Annotated in this window: 21 protein-coding genes; 6 read left to right on the plus strand and 15 right to left on the minus strand. The window is 63.9% G+C overall.

The window, feature by feature from the left end:
- Positions 1 to 30 precede the first annotated feature (30 nt).
- The 12 genes from ACF8ME_RS21960 to ACF8ME_RS22015 all read right to left on the minus strand — a co-directional run bounded on the left by ACF8ME_RS21960 (position 31) and on the right by ACF8ME_RS22015 (position 8414).
- A complete protein-coding gene (locus tag ACF8ME_RS21960) occupies positions 31 to 825 on the minus strand; it encodes a hypothetical protein (RefSeq protein WP_016447471.1) in 795 nt (264 codons plus the stop codon).
- Between the two features lie 13 nt (positions 826 to 838).
- Entirely contained in the window at positions 839 to 1312 is a 474-nt protein-coding gene (locus tag ACF8ME_RS21965) for a YhbY family RNA-binding protein (protein ID WP_392418207.1), read from the minus strand.
- Positions 1313 to 1379: 67 nt separating this feature from the next.
- Positions 1380 to 1979 carry a recombinase family protein gene (locus ACF8ME_RS21970; RefSeq protein ID WP_392418209.1) on the minus strand — a complete coding sequence of 200 codons (600 nt, stop codon included), beginning with the start codon at positions 1977 to 1979 and terminating at the stop codon, positions 1380 to 1382.
- Between the two features lie 698 nt (positions 1980 to 2677).
- Positions 2678 to 3904: a zonular occludens toxin domain-containing protein gene (locus ACF8ME_RS21975; RefSeq protein WP_392418211.1), complete on the minus strand. Its 1227-nt coding sequence runs from the start codon at positions 3902 to 3904 to the stop codon at positions 2678 to 2680.
- Positions 3905 to 3913: 9 nt separating this feature from the next.
- Complete coding sequence (locus ACF8ME_RS21980; RefSeq protein WP_047326729.1) at positions 3914 to 4216, minus strand: DUF2523 domain-containing protein; 303 nt, start codon at positions 4214 to 4216, stop codon at positions 3914 to 3916.
- 9 nt (positions 4217 to 4225) lie between these two features.
- Positions 4226 to 5206 carry a hypothetical protein gene (locus ACF8ME_RS21985; protein WP_047326730.1) on the minus strand — a complete coding sequence of 327 codons (981 nt, stop codon included), beginning with the start codon at positions 5204 to 5206 and terminating at the stop codon, positions 4226 to 4228.
- A gap of 661 nt (positions 5207 to 5867) precedes the next feature.
- Entirely contained in the window at positions 5868 to 6122 is a 255-nt protein-coding gene (locus tag ACF8ME_RS21990; protein ID WP_043792033.1) for a major capsid protein, read from the minus strand.
- A complete protein-coding gene (locus ACF8ME_RS21995; RefSeq protein WP_047326731.1) occupies positions 6119 to 6340 on the minus strand; it encodes a hypothetical protein in 222 nt (73 codons plus the stop codon). The genes ACF8ME_RS21990 and ACF8ME_RS21995 overlap by 4 nt, the downstream gene beginning before the upstream one ends.
- Positions 6340 to 6669 carry a hypothetical protein gene (locus ACF8ME_RS22000; protein ID WP_047326732.1) on the minus strand — a complete coding sequence of 110 codons (330 nt, stop codon included), beginning with the start codon at positions 6667 to 6669 and terminating at the stop codon, positions 6340 to 6342. Before ACF8ME_RS22000 ends, ACF8ME_RS21995 begins: the two co-directional genes overlap by 1 nt.
- Position 6670: 1 nt before the next feature.
- Positions 6671 to 7000, minus strand: coding sequence for a hypothetical protein (locus ACF8ME_RS22005; RefSeq protein ID WP_043792039.1), 330 nt, complete (start codon positions 6998 to 7000; stop codon positions 6671 to 6673).
- Complete coding sequence (locus ACF8ME_RS22010) at positions 6997 to 8070, minus strand: replication initiation factor domain-containing protein (RefSeq protein ID WP_392418215.1); 1074 nt, start codon at positions 8068 to 8070, stop codon at positions 6997 to 6999. The genes ACF8ME_RS22005 and ACF8ME_RS22010 overlap by 4 nt, the downstream gene beginning before the upstream one ends.
- Positions 8067 to 8414, minus strand: a complete 348-nt coding sequence (locus ACF8ME_RS22015; RefSeq protein ID WP_047326733.1) for a hypothetical protein — start codon at positions 8412 to 8414, stop codon at positions 8067 to 8069. The genes ACF8ME_RS22010 and ACF8ME_RS22015 overlap by 4 nt, the downstream gene beginning before the upstream one ends.
- 35 nt (positions 8415 to 8449) lie before the next feature.
- On the opposite strand from ACF8ME_RS22015, the gene ACF8ME_RS22020 reads away from it, so the two are divergent.
- From ACF8ME_RS22020 to glmM, 5 genes are all read left to right on the plus strand, one after another.
- Positions 8450 to 8764 (plus strand): hypothetical protein, encoded by a 315-nt coding sequence (locus ACF8ME_RS22020; RefSeq protein WP_152683536.1) that lies wholly within the window; start codon positions 8450 to 8452, stop codon positions 8762 to 8764.
- A gap of 510 nt (positions 8765 to 9274) precedes the next feature.
- The gene (locus ACF8ME_RS22025) at positions 9275 to 9928 is read left to right on the plus strand and encodes an RlmE family RNA methyltransferase (RefSeq protein ID WP_016447470.1); all 654 of its coding nucleotides are present in this window, start codon (positions 9275 to 9277) and stop codon (positions 9926 to 9928) included.
- 171 nt (positions 9929 to 10099) lie between these two features.
- Positions 10100 to 12022, plus strand: coding sequence for an ATP-dependent zinc metalloprotease FtsH (ftsH, locus tag ACF8ME_RS22030; RefSeq protein WP_016447469.1), 1923 nt, complete (start codon positions 10100 to 10102; stop codon positions 12020 to 12022).
- Between the two features lie 138 nt (positions 12023 to 12160).
- Complete coding sequence (gene folP / locus ACF8ME_RS22035; protein ID WP_047326734.1) at positions 12161 to 12997, plus strand: dihydropteroate synthase; 837 nt, start codon at positions 12161 to 12163, stop codon at positions 12995 to 12997.
- Positions 12998 to 13013: 16 nt separating this feature from the next.
- Entirely contained in the window at positions 13014 to 14357 is a 1344-nt protein-coding gene (gene glmM, locus ACF8ME_RS22040) for a phosphoglucosamine mutase (protein WP_016447467.1), read from the plus strand.
- Between the two features lie 86 nt (positions 14358 to 14443).
- Here the strand turns inward: glmM and ACF8ME_RS22045 are convergent, their stop codons facing one another.
- Together ACF8ME_RS22045 and ACF8ME_RS22050 are read right to left on the minus strand one after the other, a co-directional pair.
- The gene (locus ACF8ME_RS22045; protein ID WP_016447466.1) at positions 14444 to 16297 is read right to left on the minus strand and encodes an EAL domain-containing protein; all 1854 of its coding nucleotides are present in this window, start codon (positions 16295 to 16297) and stop codon (positions 14444 to 14446) included.
- A 109-nt stretch (positions 16298 to 16406) separates the two neighbouring features.
- The gene (locus ACF8ME_RS22050; RefSeq protein ID WP_016447465.1) at positions 16407 to 17378 is read right to left on the minus strand and encodes a Ppx/GppA family phosphatase; all 972 of its coding nucleotides are present in this window, start codon (positions 17376 to 17378) and stop codon (positions 16407 to 16409) included.
- Positions 17379 to 17587: 209 nt separating this feature from the next.
- Between ACF8ME_RS22050 and ppk1 the strand changes: the two genes are divergently transcribed.
- Positions 17588 to 20032 carry a polyphosphate kinase 1 gene (gene ppk1 / locus ACF8ME_RS22055; RefSeq protein ID WP_392418217.1) on the plus strand — a complete coding sequence of 815 codons (2445 nt, stop codon included), beginning with the start codon at positions 17588 to 17590 and terminating at the stop codon, positions 20030 to 20032.
- 116 nt (positions 20033 to 20148) lie between these two features.
- Here the strand turns inward: ppk1 and ACF8ME_RS22060 are convergent, their stop codons facing one another.
- A complete protein-coding gene (locus ACF8ME_RS22060) occupies positions 20149 to 21633 on the minus strand; it encodes a Ppx/GppA phosphatase family protein (RefSeq protein ID WP_046238476.1) in 1485 nt (494 codons plus the stop codon).
- Between the last annotated feature and the right edge of the window lie 239 nt (positions 21634 to 21872).

Here is a 21872-nt window from a genome sequence, read left to right on the forward strand (position 1 = left end):
GCGCGGGCGTTTTTTTGTGGGTCGAGCTGCTCACTCGTGCCAGTGCTCGGCCACCCAGGTGGCAGGCCGGATATAGCGAAAGCGCCGATTGCGCCGGCCGGCCAACGCGTCAGGCGGGTTGCATTCGCCGTGGAAGATCACCACGCGCGCACCATCCGGCACGAAGGGCGGCTTCCAGTAGTTCGTCGGCCATGCGGGAATGCAGTGGTACTTGAAGCTGGGGCACCAAGCCTGCGGCCAGTACTTGAGCTTGCCCTGCTTGTGCAGCATGTCGGACAGATAGGCCTGCTCATTGCGAAAGTTGCGGCGTATCTCTTCGAAATGCGTGCGGAAGTAGTCCAGCACCTCGGGGTGGGCACCCAGCTCGAAGCGGTACACCGAGGAATTGCCCGTGATGCGCCACGGACGCTTGTAGTCGTGGATGATCAGGAACTCGCCGGGCTCGGTGAAAAAATCGTCCAGCGGCCCGGTGATGACCACGTCCACGTCAAGAAACAGCGCCGTGCCGCGCAGGCCGTGCAGGTCGGCACTGAAGGTGGCGAGCTTGTTCCAGCCGCGTTCCGGAATGCCCGCGGGCAGGTTCAGCGGAGGAATCGGCAGGCATTCGACCTCGTCGCGAATCCCCACGCCGTCATCGGTCAGGCAGACAAGGCGAAAATCGCCCTTCAGATGCCGACGCACCATGGCGTAGAGCCTGTTGACATACTCCGGACCGTACTTCTTGCCCCACTTCATGCAGATCACGAAGCGCTGCTGCGCAGAGGGGGAGGCGGAGGGCGGTTGCGCGGCCTGGGCCACGCTGGCGGCATGGGATGCTACGGTCATGGATGCGGCGGACTCAGTCTGCCTGACGCTTCTTGACCGACTTCTGCTTGGGCTTGGCGCGCTTGACCTGGCCACCTGCCGTCAGGCGCTGGTTGCCCAGCACGCGGATCTGCTTGACCTCGGGCTTCTGGCCCGAGCGCTTGCTGAACTTGAGCATCTTGACATCGCGAGGGCCGGGCATGCGGTTCTCGTCGATGGCTTTTTCCTTTTCCGGCATGGGGCGCCAGAGCACCAGCAGCTTGCCGATGTGCTGAATGGGTGCAGCGCCAAGCTCGTCGCACAGCTGCAGATACATCTGCTCGCGTGCGGCGCGGTCGTCGTTGAAGACACGGACCTTGATCAGGCCATGTGCGTTAAGGCCGGCGTTGACCTCCTTTTGCACGGCAGCCGTCAGGCCGTCACCCCCGATGAGGACCACGGGGTCCAGGTGGTGTGCGTTGGCGCGGTGTTCCCGGCGCTCGGCGGGAGTCAATTGAATTTGGGGCATGGCCGTATTATCGAGGCTGAAAGAATCCAGCATGAAAGTCAATAGTAGTAGCCGTCACAGATGGCGACTACTCGTCGAGGTACTTGCGCAACACCGGCAGCTTGCCGGTGTTTCTTTTCCCGCTCGCTTCGTCCGAGATGCGGCGAACGACGATCACGGACACGTCGAAATGGCGCGCTGTTGCTGACTTGGTCCAGCCCTCGGCCAGCATGCGCAGAACCTGCGCTTCTTGCTCATCATCCAGCTTCTTCGGTCGGCCGAATACGCGCCCGCGCTTGATCGCCGCGACCTGTCCAGCAACCGTGCGTTCGCGAATGATGCCGCGCTCCAGTTGGGCCACCGCGCCGAGAATCTGAACCATAAAGACGCCCAGCGGCCCGGTTGTATCCAGCGGCTCGGTGAGGGAGCGCACTGCAGCACCAGAGGCTTTGATCCGGTCGAGGATCATCAGAAGATCGAGCAGCGATCTGGCGATGCGGTCCATCTTGTAGACCACCAGAGTATCGCCCGACTGCAGCGCTGCAAGACAGCGTTGCAACTCCGGGCGCGCGCTCACTGAACTGGTTTTCTCTTGATAGATCTTTGTGACGCCTGCGCGGTTCAGCGCGTCGAGCTGGAGGTGTGTCTCTTGGTCCCGTGTCGAGACACGAGCGTAACCAATCAGCATGTTCTGTTTCCGTTATTGCGACCGGCCAGATGCTATTGAGCTGGGGTGTGGCCGTGCGTGTGTGTTTGAGTGAGAGAGCAGGGCACAGGGCGTTCGCAATGTGAGCCAGGGCTGCACACGGCAGCCGAGGCGCTACGCGCAACAGCCGTTGTCTTTTAGGGCGGCGGTTTGCGGCCCGCTGAGTCCAGGCGCTGCGCTTCGCGGACCTGGGCCGGCGCGGCCGTGGATGCAACGACGCGGCAGTGTTCGACCTGGTCGAGCTGGAAGCTCGCGCAGGCGCGCTGGGAAGATCGTGAGCACATCGCCGGGTACGTCGCGCGGGACAAGTTGATCATCAGGGGCTTCGCCCCCGATACCCCCGTGCTACCCGTGCAGAGATAGTGCCCAGCTCCCGCGCTGCGGTTTCCCAGTGAAGACTGTTCCAGTCTCCCCTGTGAAATCCTCTCGCTCCCGCAAAAATGCCGTGATACCGCCTCTCGGCAAAATGCCGTCCGTGCCCTGCTGCGCCCTGCGGTTTCAACGTGAAAAACTACGTTTTCCTCGTCGAAATCCTCTGGCTTCGCTAAGAACCAGGGGTTATAGAAATTGCTCTGCATTCATTGGTCATGTCATTCAGCCAGCGTGGCCAGGCCGCTCCTGCCCTGCGGTTTGCCCGTGAAAACCTGGCGGTTTCCCCGTGCAAATCCTCTGGCCTGCGCTCAGTTGAGCAGCGTCGATCGCACCTGCGCATTGCGCCGCGCCAGGCTCTGCAGGTAGCCCTCGGGCTCGGGCTGCTGCTGGGCCAACTGCTGCACCTGGTGCTGCAGCGACGGCGCCGGCACGAGCTGGACCATGGGCAGTGCCGGCACCGGCTGTGCGCCATGCGCTGGCTGCTCGGCCCTGGCCTGGCGCTGCGATGGCTGCTCGCGCTGCGGCATGCGCCAGTCAACGAAATAGCCTTTGCGCACGATCTGCAGGCAGACGTCCTTAGGCACCGTCATCTGCGTGGCCTGCTGGGTGTAGCAGTCGCAGCGCTTGCCCATGGCAACGCACGCAGCCGGGTACGGTGCTTCGACCGGCTGCGTGACCTGGTCGTAGGCCGGGGCGCTGTGTGGGAAGCCCGGGATGCGGGGCTTGTAGTCTGCGACGTACTGCGCGGGGGTCTTGGGCTCCCGTGCCCCCGAGCCTCCAGGACCTGCCCCGCCGCTGGCGGCCGCGGAGCTTGGCGGCTGCGCGCCAGGCGCGGTGGCCGCGGCGGAGGCGGAGGCGGCACCGCCTCGGGCCTTGTCCAGCACGCCGCCGAACAGCTTGATGCCGCCCCAAATCGCCAGCACAGCCAGTAGCGCAGCGCCCGGAATTGCCCAGACCTTCAGCGGGATCTGGCGCTTGATGTTGTGCACGTCGGCGCTTTTGTACCAGGGCTTGGTGATCCAATTGCCAGCCTTGTCCTTCTTGCCGAACGCTTGTTTGGGATAACGCCAGGGCAGCTTTTCGGACTTGCTTTTGACCTTCTCTGGGTCGGTCTGCATGCGCGGCCACTTGTGCACCATCGCGTTCTCGCTGCCGAAGGCGCGGACGACGTGGTAGTGGGTCTCACAGAGCTTGCGCGGGGTCTGGTGCACCAACGTCGGGTCCTGCGTGATGAAGTAGAAGTCGATGCCGCGCTTGCCGTGCTTGGACAGCTCCAGGATGGGGAGCGGCACCCGCGCGCCGCTGCTGGCCATGCCCCAGAAGTCCTGCAGCTCGTCCACGACGATGATCGAATCGTTGGGCAACTCCATCCACTTATCGGGGTGATCGATCTCCTGCCAACCCTCTATCGTGACCTCGGGGATGTTGCATGTGTAGACGGTACGGCTCTCGGCCTTGGCGCGGTCCTGGACGTGCTGCAGCGTCCAGAGCGTCTTGCCCTGGCGCGGCAGGCCGGTGACGAAGTTGATGGGCATGCCGGCCTCCTATCGCTGCACCAGGCGGCGCACCTTGTCGCCGCCGAGCGCGTTGAGCATGACCTTGACGCCGATGGCGCTCAGGATGATCGACAGGTGGACGTCGATGCGAAAGAACCCGGCCCACTCGGCCAAGCTGGATGTGCCCACGGCGCCGATCAGGCCTGTGGCCTGCTGCTTCACATTGTCGAGCAATGTGCTGATGCCAACGTACTCGACAAAGCCAAAGCCCAGGGCAAGCAGGACGCGGCCGACCAGGCTGCCTGCGATCTGCAGGAGGCCACCCAGGAGATAGGAAACGATCAATGGCATGAGGACCCCTTATGCAGATGACTTTTTGCCGCCCAGCACCCACACCATGCAACCGAGCAAGGTGATGCCGACGCCGGCCGAGGACAGGATGCTCAGCGGCCCACAGATGCGGCTGAAGGGAATCTTGAATTCGGAGCTCGTGCCGCCGAAATTCAGAGGAATGGATGGGTCCGCTGGGCAACTGCTAGACCAACCAAGCCCGGCCTGGTCGAAAGTGCCTACGCTGACCTGCTGCGCACGATCCCTCATGGCATCGGCGCTCTTGTCATCGCTGCCGTTGATGGCCCGGTTGGTCAGACTGTTGGCGTCGGTGTCCTTTTCGAACAGCTCGCAGTTGCGCCTGTGCTGCTCGCGCGCCATGGCGCACTGCAGTGCGTCCCCCTCGCACGTAAAGCCTGCCTGGCAGCTACCGCCAAAACTGCTCTTGTCACCGTCGTCTTCGCCGTTCCCATTGCCGCCAGTACCGTTCCCGCCGCCCGTGCCACCCGTGCCGCCTGTGCCTGTGCCGTTACCCGATCCCTTGTCGTTCGGGTTGAGCCCTTTGCACACGGCACTGGCCGTGTTGCGCGCGCAGTATTCATCCTTCGGAGCGTTCACGACGGTTGTGCTTGTGCCCGTGGTGTTGCCGTTCTTGTCCTTGTCTACCACCTTCGTCTCTGTGGTGCATTGGCTGTACGTGCATGTGGTCTTCGTCGTGGTTTCCTTCTTGGAGCCATCGGCGCCGGTCTCCGTTTTCGACTTGTCGTCGCCGGTAACCTTCTCGTATGGCAAGCAAACCTCAACGCCGTTGTAGGTGCCCTGCTGCCCGTTGCACTTACCAGGTGGTTTCGTGCTCGGCGGCTTGACTTCCTTTTCCTCGGGCGTGCCCTCATTGAGCTTGTTGATGACGTCAGGATCGCAGGTCGAACCAACGAATTTACCCGAGCCCTTGGTCCACCACTGGCCCGAGTTGTCCTGTGCCGATATTGTGGTGCTCCCCGAACTGATCATGCAGCCCTTACTGCAGCCCGGAAACTCTGGCTCCCACGACGACCCTCCACCGCCAGCGCCCGCGATGAATTTCTCAGCGGCATGGCAGAAGAAATCTGCCCCCTGGCCGCGTCCCTCGAACTCGGTGGGGAATCCTTTCTTATCGCTGCACCATTGGGGTAGCCCACTACATTTATCGTCAGGATTAGGTTGGCAAACCCCGTCTTTTTCCTTAAAACCTAACTTGCATTGACAAGAGTTATTAACCCTCTCCGCGTTCATGCCGCACTGAGGCTCTGCGAAACACATACGCTGGAAATACCCACTACTTCCTGCGGAGCCCCCTATATATTCCCAGCCACATGCATCGCCAAAGCAGCGCCACGACTTAGATACCTGCGGTTCGTTAGCGTGATTCGTGGATGGATAGTTTCCTGGGCTGCAGAAAGGCGCAGCTATAGAGGCAGACTGTAGAAAAGAAAGAAAAAATGTGAGCGCAATTACGCGGTAAATATGAGCCATAGCACCCTCACGGCCAAAAGATGATGCCGCCACAGAGCAGCATCGTCAGAAGCACCCAGAAACCGTTCATTGCGTTCTCCATCCATGCATAAAAAAAGGGCGCTCACACAGCCGCATGAGCGCCCCTAACCAGCTGGCCGTCAGGGCCTGCTGCACGCGCTTACAGCACGCGTTGAACCCACTTGTAGAGCTTGATCACGACCACCAGCGAGATCACGGCCACTCCGATAGCGGAGATGGCCGTCACGCCGCCCGTGATGGTCGACACGATGTCAGTCGTGTCGATCGTCACGCCAGCGGCATGCGCACCAGAGGCCAATGCCAAGGTCGAGCCAGCGACCAGCACTTTTGCAGCGGTTGCCACATCGGAGCCAGCGGCTTGGGCGCGGCGCTTCACAGCGTTGATGAGGTTCATTCTTCTTCCTTCGATTCCAGGTATTTACGGACCTGGCGGAGCACAAACGCCACCGCCATAGCCATCAGCATGGCCCCTGAGATTTCCACCGCCGATTCGAGATCCAGGTAGAACGGCGACAGCTGCGCCAGTTCCAGCCTGGTGATGACCAGCAGCGCGCCGGGCGTGTCGCATGACACCTCGATTTGCTGCTGGGCACCGGGTTGTATGCAGTACATCAGGCACCTGCGCCGGCGTCGCCGCCGCGCTCGCAGGCTCGCGCCACAGCGCCGCCAGCGGGAGCGCCCTGTGCTTGCTCCTGCGCTGCCTGCAGCTTGTCGAGCTCGGCCTGCGCGCCACGTGCCAGGCGCGAGAACAGCGCTGCACGCTTGCGGGCATGGGCGATGCGGTTGCGCCGGGCCAGGAAGTCGCCCACAACCTGGAACACAACGGCCAGGGCGCCGAAGAAGGCGTGGTACAACGCCGCGCCCATGACGCCGCCGCCGATGGCCAGCAGGACGATGGTTTCGCTGAAGCGCTCAGGCTGCGTTGCAAGCTGCTGCCACATGTCAGGCCTCGATCGCGTCCAGCGTGAGATCCACCGGTGTGACCATCACCGTCTCGCCAGTCTCTTGGTTCGTGCTGCGGAACGGCTTGCGCGTGAAGCCGCCCAGCTGGGCCACCACGGTGATTTCGTCACCCTGGGAACCCAGAGACTGCTTGCTGCGGATTTCGACCGTCTGGGGGCGGCTGTAGGGGTCGGGAGCGGGCGTCACGATGCGCGTATAGCGTGTCTTGTCGTGCTTGCGCGATGCGTCGATGCGGCCGCGCACGACCACCTGCATCACATTGAGTTTTCCGGAAGCGGGGGATGCGCCTGGCGCGGTCTGTGTCGTCATGATTTCAGCCTTTCCATCTGGGCCTGCAGCTCGGGCCATGCGAGTCCGGCAACAACGCCGGAAGGTTCAACCTTCTTGGGGATGCCCACCACGCGCACCTCTTCGACCAGGTCAGCGATGCTGCAACTGGTGGTCTCTATGGCCTGGTGGATGTATTTGCCGTAGCAGCGCTGCAGGTGATGCAGGCCGTGGGCCAAACTGCCCTTGACCTCTTCGCGCACGGTCGGGATTTCCTCCGCCGCCGCTTCGAGCATGTGGGCCAGGGCCGGGTATGCGCCCGCGAAGTACTTGTCCGGGTTCGTGAGCACGTCCAGCGGAATCACGCGGTCGCGGTTGCCCAGGCGGACTTCGTAGCGGGTCCAGTCGCTGTCCGGCATGTTGAGCTGCCGGCCCTTCTCGTAGACGCACAGCGTCTTGCCGTTCTTGAGCTTGCCCACGTACATCGTGCGTCCCTTCGTGCCTGATTCGTGCCAAGCGCCCTGCGTGTCAAGCTCAGGGTTTCGCCCACGATTGATGAATGCGCCCTGATCCCAGAGCGTCAATGCGTCATCGACGGTGTATTCGCCATCGAGGAAGTCCACGGCCAGGTCCACGCGGCTGATCGTCGCGTCCAGGCCCTCCAGCAGCTCCTGCAGGCTGGCCCAATCCGTGACCAGGCCGCAGCCCTTGCCGTTGAGCTGCAGCAGCCAGCGGCCCTTTTGCGACTCGCCGCCCAAGGCGATGGAGCCAATCTCTACCTTGGCGCCATCGTCCAAGCGCGCCGTGACCCTGTGGCGCTCCGTGAAGCCGAACAAACCGCCGTCGAGCTGGGCCGTCAGCGGCCGGCCCATGAGCTGCCCGACAAAGCTGATGAGCCCGTGAACGCTCATTGCGGGCTGATCGAACGTGGCATTGAGCCAGTCGATCTTTGCGGCGCGCGAGCGCGCCTCAGGGGATTCCGAAGTGGACGTGGTGGAAGAACTTTCCACCCGTGTTACAGCACGGGCGGAAGGCGCTGCCGCGCCAATAGTGCGCAGACGCCAGCTAACACCCCGTGCGGATGAGGGGGAGTCGATCAATGCGATGCTCATGCGGGAATCTCCCCAGCTTGGGGAATGCGATGAGGTGCATAGCGAAGGCGGTACACCTCAGGACTGACGAAGAGCACATTGCGACTGCCGGAGTCCCCAACTTGGGGACTGAAGCTCAGACGCATCTGACGCTCCATGAAGGCCACTTGCTCGCCAGACGGGGCCATGTGATCGGCGCAGATACCGCCACTCGTGACCTCCAGGTCATGCCGCGTGCATGCCGTGCGGGGGGCAATCACCGGCGAGTCATGGCGCGTGACTTCGAAGTGCACGCAATTGCGGCAGCCAGGCCGCTGGCCCGGCGTCTGGTAGCCCACCTGGGTATGTTTGGCGACGAGCCTCATGCGACACTCCCCAAGATAGGGAAAGGAGAGTCGCAATGCTGCAAAGAACCGTGCTGGCCGTGCTCATATGTGTCGGAGCCGGCGTATCCGCCCAAACTGTTTATCGATGCGGAAACGCGTACAGCGACGAGCCCTGTAAGGGCGGAGCAGTCGTTGATGTGCGGCCAACCGAGGGGGCCCATAGCATGAGTGGCCAGAAACGCGTGAGCAATGAGGCCACGACGCGCCAAATGTGGCGCAACGTTGATAAGGCGTTGCAGCCGCTCACTGGCATCTCTCCTGAAGAGGGTGAGCGGCAGCGTGAAGAACGTCGCTACAAATCGATTCCCAGAATCAAGATTGATCCTTGAACTGGTGCCCACCCCCTGCCCGGCGGCTGGAGCCGGCAAGCTGGCCGCCGTTTGTGCGACAGGGGATGGACGTTCGAAAAAGGGGGGCATGCCGGCTCCTGTGTGAAAATTAGCATCGATGTACAGATGTACAACGGTGTAAACATGCCGCGAAGTGTACATCAATGTAAAACACAACACCAGGAGTGCGCCGTGTCGATGTACGACCTCAAAGAAACGATTGAAATGGCCGCAGCCCAAGTGGGGAGCCAGCGAGCGCTAGCAAAACTGCTCGGAGAGCAGGATTCAACGATCAGCGCCTTCAAGAATGGCCGAGCGTGCAGCTATCAGAAACATGCGCAGATCGCGGCTGCAGCGGGCTTGCAAGACCGTGCCGTTCGCATCCTCTTGGAAGGTATGGCTTCCACATTGAGCGATGATCTCGCCCATGAGGCTCAGGCCAAGGCGGGCATGCTGGCCATGCTGAGCGCCTTCCCGCCGGAAGAAGCCCCCACTTCGGAATCAGAAGAAATGAAAGTCAACACAAAAAGCAAGAAGGTCAACAAGGCTTGGCTCAACAGCCACGTCAACGATCCTTACGTCAAGGCCGCCCAGAAGGACGGCTACCGCGCGCGCGCGGCCTACAAACTCAAGGAGATCGACGAGCAGCTCAAGCTCATCCGGCCGGGTGCCACGGTGGTGGACCTGGGCTGCGCACCCGGGGCTTGGAGCCAGTATGTGCGCCGTTGCCTGTCGCCCAACGGGGCGGCCGTCGGCGCTCTCAACGGCCGCATCATCTCGCTGGATCTGCTGCCCATGGAGCCCATTGAGGGCGTGCAGTACATCCAGGGCGATTTCCGCGAGGAGCCGGTTCTGGCCCAGCTCCAGGAGGCCCTGGGCGGGGGCAAGGCCGACGTGGTGGTCTCCGACATGGCTCCCAACCTGTCGGGCAACGGCACGACGGATGCGGCGCGCATTGCGCTGCTGGTCGAACTGGCGGTTGATTTTTCCATCCACCATATGAAACCTGAAGGGGCCTTGGTCGTGAAGCTCTTCCACGGCGGGGCCTACGACGACCTGGTGGCGCTGTTCCGGCAGACCTTCAAGGTGGTCAAGCCGATCAAGCCCAAGTCCTCGCGTGACAAGTCTTCGGAGACGTTTTTGGTGGGCATGGGGCTCAAGTAGGCCTGTGCAGCCGCCCGGCGCTGCCCTGACCCGGGTCAAGACCGTATTCAAGCTATGGCTGCTATAGAGGGATATAGGCGACCAGCCAGCTTGAAACACCTAAAATGGACCGCAAATACGCTTCGAGCACGCTGGAAGTCGTTTTATCTGTATCCCCCATTGGAGCCCCGCTTGAACAATCAGTGGTTTTCAAAAATTGCCGTCTGGCTGGTCATCGCCATGGTGCTGTTTACGGTGTTCAAGCAATTTGACACCCGTGGCGGCGCTGGCGCGTCCCATGTCGGTTACTCCGAGTTCCTGGAAGAGGTGCGAAGCAATCGCATCAAGAGCGCCACCATCCAGGAAAGCCCCGGCGGCACCGAGATCGTGGCCACGACCAACGATGACCGCAAGGTGCGCACCACCGCCACCTACCTGGATCGCGGGCTCGTGGGTGACCTGATCAACAACAACGTCAAGTTCGACGTCAAGCCCCGCGAAGAAGGCTCGGTCCTCATGACCCTGCTCGTCAGCTGGGGGCCCATGCTGCTGTTGATCGGCGTGTGGGTGTACTTCATGCGCCAGATGCAGGGCGGCGGCAAGGGCGGTGCCTTCAGCTTCGGCAAGAGCAAGGCCCGCATGCTGGACGAGAACAACAACACCGTGACCTTTGCCGACGTCGCAGGCTGCGACGAAGCCAAGGAAGAGGTCAAGGAAGTCGTGGACTTCCTCAAGGACCCCAACAAGTTCCAGAAGCTCGGCGGGCGCATTCCGCGCGGCCTGCTGCTGGTCGGTCCTCCGGGTACCGGCAAGACGCTGCTGGCCAAGTCCATCGCTGGTGAAGCCAAGGTTCCGTTCTTCAGCATCTCGGGCTCCGACTTCGTGGAAATGTTCGTCGGCGTGGGCGCGGCCCGCGTGCGCGACATGTTCGAGAACGCCAAGAAGAATGCACCCTGCATCATCTTCATCGATGAAATCGATGCCGTGGGCCGCCAGCGTGGCGCAGGCCTGGGCGGTGGCAACGATGAGCGTGAACAGACCCTGAACCAGATGCTGGTCGAGATGGACGGCTTCGAGACCAACCTCGGCGTGATCGTCGTGGCTGCAACCAACCGTCCCGACATCCTGGATGCGGCGCTGCTGCGCCCCGGCCGTTTCGACCGCCAAGTGTATGTGACGCTGCCCGACATCCGTGGCCGCGAGCAGATCCTCAATGTGCACATGCGCAAGATCCCTGTAGGCCAGGACGTGAACCCGGGCGTGATCGCGCGCGGCACGCCCGGCATGTCGGGCGCCGATCTGGCCAACCTCTGCAACGAAGCAGCCCTGATGGCCGCGCGCCGCAATGCGCGCACCGTCGAGATGCAGGACTTCGAGAAGGCCAAGGACAAGATCATCATGGGCCCCGAGCGCAAGAGCATGGTCATGCCCGAGGAAGAGCGCCGCAACACGGCCTACCACGAGGCAGGCCACGCGCTGATCGGTAAGCTGTTGCCCAAGTGCGATCCCGTGCACAAGGTCACCATCATCCCGCGCGGCCGTGCGCTGGGCGTGACCATGAGCCTGCCCGAGAAGGACCGCTACTCCTACGACAAGGAGTTCATGCTCAACCAGATCGCCATGCTGTTCGGTGGACGCATTGCCGAAGAAGTGTTCATGAACCAGATGACCACGGGCGCGAGCAACGACTTCGAGCGGGCCACGCAGATCGCACGCGACATGGTCACCCGCTACGGCATGACCGACGCGCTGGGTCCCATGGTCTATGCGGAACAGGAAGGCGAGCCTTTCCTGGGCCGCTCGATGAGCAAGACCAACAGCATGAGCGAGCAGACGATGCAGAAGGTGGACCAGGAGGTTCGCCGCATCATCGACGAGCAGTACGGACTGGCGCGCAAGCTGATCGAGGACAACTCCGACAAGATGCATGCCATGGCCAAGGCCATGCTCGACTGGGAAACCATCGACGCCGAGCAGCTCGATGACATCATGGCCGGCCGTGAGCCGCGTCCTCCCAAGGACTGGGTGCCGCGCAACCCGCCGTCGTCCGACGGTGGCAATTCGTCCGGCGGCACGCCGGCAGTGGATGCCGACCCTGCGCCCACCACGGCCTGAGCTGCTTGCCGCAGAATCGGTCAATCCCATGCAAAGGGCCCTGAGGGGCCCTTTTGCTTTGCTTGCAGGATGTGTTCAATTGCCCGCAACGGCCAGCGATGAACCCGGTCCGGCAGGCGCCTACCTTCAGGAAATCCCATGCCGCATCAATGGCAGACTTCGCGCTTTGTTCTAGACCTTCAGCGTCCACTGGTCATGGGCATCGTCAATGTGACGCCCGACTCGTTTTCCGACGGCGGGCGGCACAACACGGTGGAGCAGGCCTTGCGGCATGCAGAGCAACTGGTCAGTGAGGGCACGCACATCCTCGATATTGGCGGCGAGTCCACCAGGCCCGGCTCACCGGCTGTTCCGCTGGATGAGGAGTTGCGGCGCGTGCTGCCTGTTGTGCAGGGCGCAGTGCAACTGGGCGTGCCTGTCTCCGTCGATACCTACAAGCCCGAGGTCATGCAGGCCGTGCTCGATCTGGGGGCTGACATCGTCAACGACATCTGGGCGTTGCGCCAGCCGGGCGCGCAGCAGGTGGTGGCCGCGCACCCGAGCTGCGGCATCTGTCTCATGCACATGCATGGCACGCCGCAGGACATGCAGACCACGCCCATGCAAGGCGATGCCGTGCCCGCCGTGCGCGATTTCCTGCAGTTGCACAGCGATGCCCTGCTGGCCCGGGGCGTGGCGCGGGAGCGCATCGTCTGGGACTATGGCATCGGCTTCGGCAAAAGCGTGGCACAGAATTTTTCCCTGCTTGCACGCCAGCATGAATTGCTGGGCCTAGACTTCCCGCTGCTGGCCGGCTGGTCGCGCAAGGGCTCGCTCGGGCAGGTCAGTGGCCGTCCACAGGGCCAGCGCATGGTGCCCAGCGTGGCGGCGGCACTGCTGGCGGTGGAGCGTGGCGCGCGCGTGGTGCGCGTGCACGACGTGGCCGATACGGTGGCGGCATTGACGGTCTGGCAGACCATGCACGACAACGACTGAACAACAAAGGAGCACTATGGCACGCACATATTTTGGTACCGATGGAATTCGCGGCCTGGTGGGCCGTTCGCCCATCACCCCCGACTTCGCGCTGCGTCTGGCGCATGCCGTGGGCCGTGTGCTGCGGCGCAAGGAAGCCCGTCCCATGGTGCTGATCGGCAAGGACACGCGGATCTCGGGCTACATGCTGGAGAGCGCGCTGGAGTCCGGGTTCAACTCTGCCGGCGTGGACGTGATGCTGCTGGGCCCCCTGCCCACGCCGGGCGTGGCCTATCTGACGCGAGCCCAGCGCGCCAGCCTGGGCGTGGTCATCAGCGCCAGCCACAACCCTTATTACGACAACGGCATCAAGTTCTTCAGCGCACAGGGCACCAAGCTGCCCGATGCCTGGGAGGAAGAGGTCGAGCAGGCCTTGACCGAAGATCCCGTATGGGTCGACTCTGCCGCTCTGGGAAAGGCCCGGCGCCTTGAAGACGCGGCAGGGCGCTACATCGAGTTCTGCAAGAGCACCTTCGACCATGCGCTCACGCTCAAGGGTGTGAAGATCGTGGTCGATGCGGCCCATGGCGCGGCCTACCAGATCGCCCCCAAGGTCTTCCATGAACTGGGGGCCGATGTGGTGGCCATTGGCTGTGCGCCCGATGGACTGAACATCAACGAAGGCGTGGGTGCCACCCATCCCGAGGCCCTGGTGCTGGCCGTGCGAGCGAACAAGGCCGACTTCGGTGTGGCGCTGGATGGTGATGCCGACCGGCTGCTGCTGGTCGATGCGGCAGGCCGGCTCTACAACGGCGACGAACTGCTGTACCTGATGGCGGCCGATCGGCTGGCGCGTGGCGAGGCCGTGCCGGGCGCCGTGGGCACACTGATGACCAATATGGCCGTGGAGGTGGCGCTGAAGTCCCAGGGTGTGGGCTTTGTGCGCGCCAAGGTCGGCGACCGCTATGTGCTGGAGGAGCTGCACCGCCAGGGCTGGACCCTGGGGGGCGAGGGCTCGGGCCATCTGCTGGCGCTGGACAAGCACACCACGGGCGATGGCCTGGTCAGCGCGCTGCAGGTGCTGCAGGCCTGCGTGCGTTCGGGCAAGAGCCTGTCGCAGTGGCTGTCTTCGGTCCAGCTGTTTCCCCAGGTATTGCTCAACGTGCGGCTGCAGCCGGGCCAGGACTGGAAGCGCAACACCCAGCTGGAGGAAGCCACCGAGGCCGTCAAGGCCGAATTGGGTGATACGGGGCGCGTGCTTATCCGCGCCAGCGGCACCGAGCCTTTGCTGCGCGTGATGGTGGAGGCACGCGATGGCGACCAGGCCAGCCGCTGCGCCGAGCGCCTGGCCAGCGTGGCGAAGAATTCACCCATGCCCTGAGCGGCGGGCGGCACGTTCCCGGCCATGGAAAGCCGACGCTGCAGGCTTCGGCTTTTTCGTCTGCAGACCGTGGCGCGGTGAGCTGTTCAGCCCTGGCTGCGCAGAAAGGCCTCCAGCGCCTGGGGCGGCAGCGGGCGGCTGAAATGGTAGCCCTGGGCTTCATCGCAGCCTTGCTCGCGCAGGAACTCCAGCTGTGCCTCCGTTTCCACGCCTTCGGCCGTGGTCTGCATGCCCAGGGCCTGGGCCATGCGGATGATGGCGCTGACTATGGCGCGGTCATTGCTGTCGTGGTCCAGGTCCTGGATGAAGGACTGGTCGATCTTGAGTTTGTAGATCTGAAAGCGCTTGAGCTGGCTCAGGGATGAATAGCCGGTGCCGAAGTCATCCATGGCCAGGCGCACGCCATGCTCGCGCAGCCGGTCCATGGTGGCCGTGGCCTGGCGCGGATCATGGATGGCCACGCCCTCGGTCAGCTCCAGCTCCAGAGAATCTGCCGGCAGGTCGCTGTCGAGCAGGATGCGGTTGATGATTTCGGGCAGTTGCTGCTGGTGGAACTGGATGGCCGACAGGTTCACGGCCACCTTCAGGTCCCGCAGCCCCGCATTGCGCCAGGCCTGCAGTTGCTGCATGGCGCTGCGCAGCACCCATTCGCCGATCTGCAGGATCTGGCCGCTGTCCTCGGCGACGGGGATGAACTCCGCGGGCGAGACCGAGCCCAGCTCGGGGTGCTCCCATCGCAGCAGTGCCTCCACGCTGCGCACGCGCCCGGTGCTCAGGGTGATCTGCGGCTGGTAGTGCAGATACAGCTGATTGCGCTCCAGCGCCCGCCGCAAGGCGTTCTCCAGCTGCAGGGCGCGCAGGGACTGGGCCTGCATCTGCGGAGTGAAGAAGCGGTAGGTGTTGCGGCCGGCCTGCTTGGCGTGGTACATGGCCGCATCGGCGGCCTGTGTCAGCGAGTCGATGTCGTGGCCGTCGCGCGGGTACAGCGCGATGCCCATGGACGGCGCAATGGTCAGTTCGTGGCGGTCGATCTGGTAGGCCTGGCGCGACGCCTCCTGCAGCTTGCCTGCCACGCGGGCCGCACCCTGGGCATTGGCGCCGGGCAGCAGCAGCACGAATTCGTCGCCGCCGATGCGGGCCACCGTATCGCGGTCACGCACGACGGCACGCAGGCGGCGGGCAATCTCCACCAGCAGGGCATCGCCCACGCGATGGCCCAGCGAATCATTGACATGCTTGAAATGGTCCAGGTCCAGGAACATCACGGCCAATGGCGTGTCGTTGACCTTGGCCAGCTCGATGGCGCGGGCGCTGCGCTCGGCCAGCAGCGTGCGATTGGGCAGGCCGGTGAGCGCGTCGTAGTGCGCCATCCAGTAGATGCGTTCCTGGTCCAGCTTGCGGTCGGCGATCTCGCGGTGCAGGTTCTCCACCGTGGCGCTGAGTTCGCGTGTACGGTCGCGCACCTGCTGCTCCAGCAGTTCGTGGGCCTGGCTCAGGGCCTGCTGGGCGCGCAGACGGTCGTCGATGTCGCTGACGATCCAGATGGAGCCTTCGCGTGCATCGCCCGGATTGATGAGCCGGCCCGTCAGTTCACCCCAGAACAGGCTGCCATCCTTGCGGCGCAGGCGGCGCTGCGTGCGAAAGGACAGGCCCGCGCTCAGCGTGCGATAGGCCTCGCGCCCCAGACTGCGCAGCTCGTCGCGGCTGGGGTGCAGGTGCTCGCTGTTGATGCCGACCAGCGCATGCTCGCCCGCGTAGCCGAAGATGTCGGCATAGCACTGGTTGCATCGGACGATGACGCGCTGGCGGATGAAGACGATGCCCACGCCGGCATTGTCGAGCAGTGCCTGCTGCTCGCGCAGGCTGCGCTGCAGCGACGCCGCCATCATCGAAGACGGACGTTCGAGTACAGGGTCGTACGCAATCGTCGGCGCGGACATGGCGAAGCGTTAGGGCGGTGGTAAAGGGATGAGGGGGAACTTACAAAGTGTAGCACTTGCGCGCAAAACAGCATTTTGTCGTTCCCTGGCGAGGGCAGGGCCTTGGTTTTCAGGTGCCGGTGGACTGTCGTTGCCGGCCCTTGGCCTGCGCATCGAGCTTGTGGGCCAATTCATAGAGCACGCCATGGCGCAGGGCGCCGTGCGTGACGCGCATGCGCTCGATGCCCAGGCTGGAGAAGATGCCCCGCATCACGCTCATACCGCCGCCGATCATGGGGCGCAACTCTTCCTTGAGTCCGTCCATGTTCACACGGTCGACATGGCCTGCGCGCAGCAACTGCGCATGCAGCCAGTCCAGTCCCTGCCGCGTGATCCAGCCGGCCGTGCCCCCGGGCGCATGGGCCAGGACCTTGACAATGGCACCGGCCGTGCCCGAGGAGCCATAGGCATGGCTCCATTGCCCGGCAGCGAAAAGTCCTGCTTCGGGCGCAATGATGTCGGCCACGGCTGCTTCGGCCTGGGACAGGGCCTGGGCCGACAGCTCGCCATCGGGGAAGTGGCGCAAGGCCCAGGTCACGCTGCCGAAGGCGAAGGAGCGTGCCTGCAGTACTTGCCGCTGCTGACCCAGGCACAGCTCGGTCGAGCGGCCGCCGATGTCCACCACCAGCCTCCGCTGGGCGCCGGGCGGCAGCAACTGGGCGACGCCGCGATAGATCAGGCGTGCTTCCTCCTCGCCGTCAATGACCTCGATGGGGCAGCCCAGGATGCGCTGGCCTTCGTCCAGGAAGATCTGGCGATTCGATGCCTCTCTCAGCGTCTGCGTGGCCACTGCACGTACGCGGTGGCGGGGCAAATCACCCAGCACCTGCGCATAGCGCTCCAGGCAGGCCCAGCCGCGCTGCATGGCCTCCAGGCTCAAGGCGCCCTGGGCGTCGAGGGCGCTGCCCAGGCGTATGGCTTCCTTGCGATGGCTGAGCAGCTGTACCTTTGCGCCGTCGCTGCGGGCCATGGCCAGCAGGCAGCTGTTGGAGCCAATGTCGATGGCGGCCAGGCGGCTTTCGGGGGGATTGGAAGAGGACATGCGCGAAAGGCGGACGACGGCACGGCTGCGGCAGGTTTGCAGCAGCCAACGGCATCCAGGGGAAGGCGGCTAGCTTAGCACCCCGGCGATGTCGCGTCGCTCTCGTGCCGGTGTGACTGGGTCATGACCTTTGCGTGACGGTTTCTGCGCCGTTGCTTGCGCCTGGCTTGGCTTGTATGACAGATGTCATGAACAGAGGAATGTATGTCATGAACATGTCACAAATCCGGGGCAGACTGCCCGAATCCCCGGCTAGCGGGGTGACTACCGGGTCCTGCCCAGGCCGGGCCCCTGCATCCATGCCCCAGACATTCACGCCGATTCCCGGTGGCGCCTCTGCCGCACCTGCCGAACCAGAACATGAACAGGGAGCGCGTGCCGTGCCCGCAGGGCCGGCTTCGCTGGGCATGGCCCGCCAGACAGCTCCCATACCCGTCTCTGCACCCCTGAATGTCCCGATGATGCCTCTGGCGAAAAGCCTCTCCACCGCCTTGTCGGAGCTGCAGGGCCAGGCCATTGCGGCTTCTGCCTCTGCTTCTTCTGCAAGGCTTCCCGCCCCCGAATACACTGGACTGCACGCCACAGCCGAAAGCGGTGAAGTGCAAGAGCAGCAGCAACAGTTTCTTGACCGTGACCATTGCATCCTGGCCTTCAATGAGCGCGTGCTGGACTGGGCCGTGCGTGAAGATGTGCCGCTGCTGGAGCGTTTGCGCTATCTGTGCATCGTCTCCTCGAATCTCGACGAATGGTTCGAGGTGCGTTGCGCCCCGCATGTGACGGCCGCCAAGGCCGGCGACGCCAAGGGCCTGTACACCCTGCAGAGCTTCCGCTCGCTGATGGACAAGGCGCATGAGCTGGTATTGCGCCAATACACGCTGTACAACCAGTCGCTGATTCCCGCCTTTGCGGGGCAGGGCATACGCGTGGTATCCCATGGCGAGCGCAGCAGCGCCCAGCGCAAATGGGTGCGCGAGTACTTCCTGCGCGAAGTCCAGCCGCTGCTCATGCCCGTGGGCCTGGACCCATCCCATCCATTCCCCCAGGTGGCCAACAAGGCGCTGAACTTCATCGTGCGCCTCAAAGGTGTCGATGCCTTTGGCCGTGCCAACGAGGTGGCCATCGTCAAGGTGCCGCGTGTCTTGCCGCGCCTGGTGCGCCTGCCCGAGAAGATCGCGGGCAAGCAGCGCCTGTTCGTGAGCATCTCCAGCATCGTGCGTGCTCATCTCGTCGAGTTGTTCCCGGGGCGTGAGGTGGCGGAGTTTGCGCAATTCCGTGTCACGCGCCATTCGGACCTGGCAGTGGATGAGGAAGACGTCAGCGACCTGCGCACGGCCCTGCGCCAGGGTCTGCACCATCGCCACTACGGCCAGGCGGTGAGGCTGGAGGTGTCCTTTGCCTGCTCGCCCATGCTGTCCGACCTGCTGCTGGGCCAGTTCGGCCTGCCGACCGAGGCACTGTTCCGCGTCAAGGGGCCCGTGAACCTGGTGCGCCAGTCGCAGCTGGTGGATCTGGTCGATGACCCCGCGCTGCTGTTTCCGCCTTGGCGTCCGGCATGGCCGCGCCAGCTGCAGCCGGGCCGCTCGGTGATGGCCCAGATCCGCAAGCGTGATGTGCTGATCCACCAGCCCTTCGAGAGCTTCGACGGCGTGCTGGAGCTGCTGCGCGAGGCCGTCAACGACCCCGAGGTGCTGGCCATCAAGCAGACCATCTACCGCACGGGATCGGACTCCGAGATCATGCAGTTGCTGGCCGAGGCGGTTCGCCGCGGCAAGGAAGTGCTGGCCGTGCTGGAACTCAAGGCCCGCTTTGACGAAGAGGCCAACATCAACTCCGCCGAAAAGCTGGAGGCCTTGGGCGCCCAGGTGGTCTACGGCGTGCTGGGCCTGAAGACGCACGCCAAGATGCTGCTGATTACCCGGCGCGAAAAGCGCAGCGGCCAGCTCAAGCGCTACGGCCACCTGTCCACCGGCAATTACAACGTGCGCACGGCGCGCCTGTACACGGACATCAGCCAGCTGACCTGCGATGCGCAGATCACGGCCGACATGGATGCCGTGTTCAGCCACCTGTCCAGCCACAACCGCTTGCCCAAGCTGCACCAGCTTGTGATTGCGCCGTTCCAGCTGCACGATCGCATGCTGGCGCTGATTGCCCAGGTGGGCGAGGCCGCACAGCGCGGCGAAGAGGCGCGGATTGTGCTGAAGATGAATGCGCTGACTGACGAGCTGCTCATGCAGGCCCTGGTGCGTGCCGGTCAGCAGGGCGCACGCATCGATCTCATCGTGCGCAGCGCCTGCATGCTGCCGCCGCAGCGCAAGGGCTGGACGGACAACATCCGCGTGCGCTCCATCATCGGCCGCTTCCTGGAGCATTCGCGCGTCTTCTACTTCGCCTGGGGCAATCAGCAGGAGTTGCTGCTGTCCAGTGCGGACTGGATGAACCGCAACATGATGCGCCGGGTGGAGCTGGCCTGGCCTGTGCGCGATCCGGCGTTGCGCCAGCAGGTGATAGACGAATGTCTTGTCGCCAGCCTGCATGACAACCGCGACGCCTGGACGCTGGAAGCCAATGGCGCCTACCAGCGCGCACCCTATCCGACCACGGGCCTGGGGGCGCAGAACGCCTTGATGGAGCGTTACGGCTCTCGGGCCTGAGCCGTATCCTGTCAGGGCGCCGCGCGCCTGCCCTGTGCAATCGAAAAAGCCCCGCCAACGCATTGCGCTGGCAGGGCTTTTTGCTTGTCGCTGCGGCAGCCGGAGACGTTCGGTGTTCAGTGCAGATGCAACTGCAGCGTCCAGGGCGTCTTCTGCCAGGCCACGGCTTCGGTGCGCAGCAACTGGGCGGACTGGGGGTAGCTCCTGGTCCAGCCTTCCGGCACGGTCAGGTGAAAGACGCTGTCCGAGCGGTGCAGGCGCATGCCCTGCAGATCGGGATCGCGCCGGGCGTGGCACAGCTGCACGGCCAGGCGCAGCGCCAGCAATGGCCAGGCCACGGCCCGGTCCTCGATGGCAGCCTCGAGCTTGCGCAGCTTGCCCTGGTGGCCAAGCACCAGCTGGGTGATGCGTTCGCGCAGCTCCACGGGCCAGGTGGCGGCACTGCAGTGTTCGGTGATGTAGGCGCCGTGGCGGTGGTAGGCGCTCAGAGAGATGCGCATGCCGATCTCATGCAGGCTGGCAGCCGTGTCCAGTGCGTGCGTGGCCAGTGCATCGGGCGGCTGCTGCGCCTGCAGCGATTGCCAGGCCCAGCGTGCCACCTTGCGAACACGCAGTGCGTGGGATGCGTCAATGCCGAAGTCCTGTTGCAGCGCCGCGATCTCGGCGGCTTCGCGGTCAGCAGGCGGCTCGTGTTCCAGCAGATCGTGCAGCACGCCCTGGCGCAGCGCGCCCTGTGCAACCTCCAATTCGTCGATGCCCAGCAGGCCCAGGGCGGCCATCAGAATGCTCAGGCCGCCGGCGATGACGGCTCGCCGGTCTTCCTTGAGTCCGGCCAGGCGGATGCGGTCCACGTGGCCGGCGTCCATCAACTGCTCATGCAGCCAGCGCAGGCTGTCGGGCGTGATCAGCCGCCCGGAGTAGCCGTTGGCCGCCAGGATGTCGCCCACGGCGTTGGCCGTGCCTGACGATGCATAGGCGCAGTCCCAGGCGGTGGCTGGATAGGCCGATACGGTCTGGGTGAGGGCTGCCTGCGCCGCCTTGATGGCGGCCGAGAAGTGCGCGCGCGACAGCGTGCCCTCGCCAAAGAACTGCGTGCTCCAGGCCACGCTGCCTATGGGGTAGGAGGCCACCTGGCGCGCTTCGCCATGCTGGCCGATGATGACTTCGGTGGAGCGCCCGCCAATGTCCACCACCAGACGCCGTTGAGACGATGGCGGCAGCAGGCTGGAGACGCCGCGATAGATCAGCCGGGCCTCTTCCTCGCCCGAGATGACTTCGATGGGAAAGCCCAGCAGGGTGCTGCCTCGCGCGATGAAGACATCGCGGTTGCGGGCCTCGCGCAGGGTCTGTGTGGCCACGGCGCGGACCTGGTCGGCCGCAAAGCCGGCCAGCCGTTCGCCAAAGCGTGCCAGGCAGTCCCAGCCGCGTTGCATGGCTTCGTCAGTCAGTTCATGGCGCTCGTTGAGTCCATTGCCCTGGCGCACGGTTTCCTTGAGGTATTCCACGCGCTCTATGCGCTGGTGGCTGCCGACGCGGCCTATTTCGAGGCGAAAGCTGTTGGACCCGAGGTCAACGGCAGCGAGCAGGGATTCTGGTGCCATGAAAGAAACGCCAATCAAGATTCGTCGAGCACGATTGCACAGCGATGTCCGAGGGGGCAGGGCTGCACCTGTCTGGTGCCTGCTCGTGCGACACACAAGACTAAGACGGAATTGTGACATCGCGATGACCGGGTTCTTACATGGGAAGGCCTGCTGTTTGTGACGCCTTTTTTCCATGTCACATCAATGTCACAAAGCCTTCTTACAGTCCAGCCATCGCATCTTTCAACCCCTAAGAG

Origin of the sequence: Delftia sp. WSY_7 (assembly GCF_043104845.1) — a bacterium.
Taxonomy (GTDB): Bacteria; Pseudomonadota; Gammaproteobacteria; order Burkholderiales; family Burkholderiaceae_C; genus Comamonas; species Comamonas tsuruhatensis.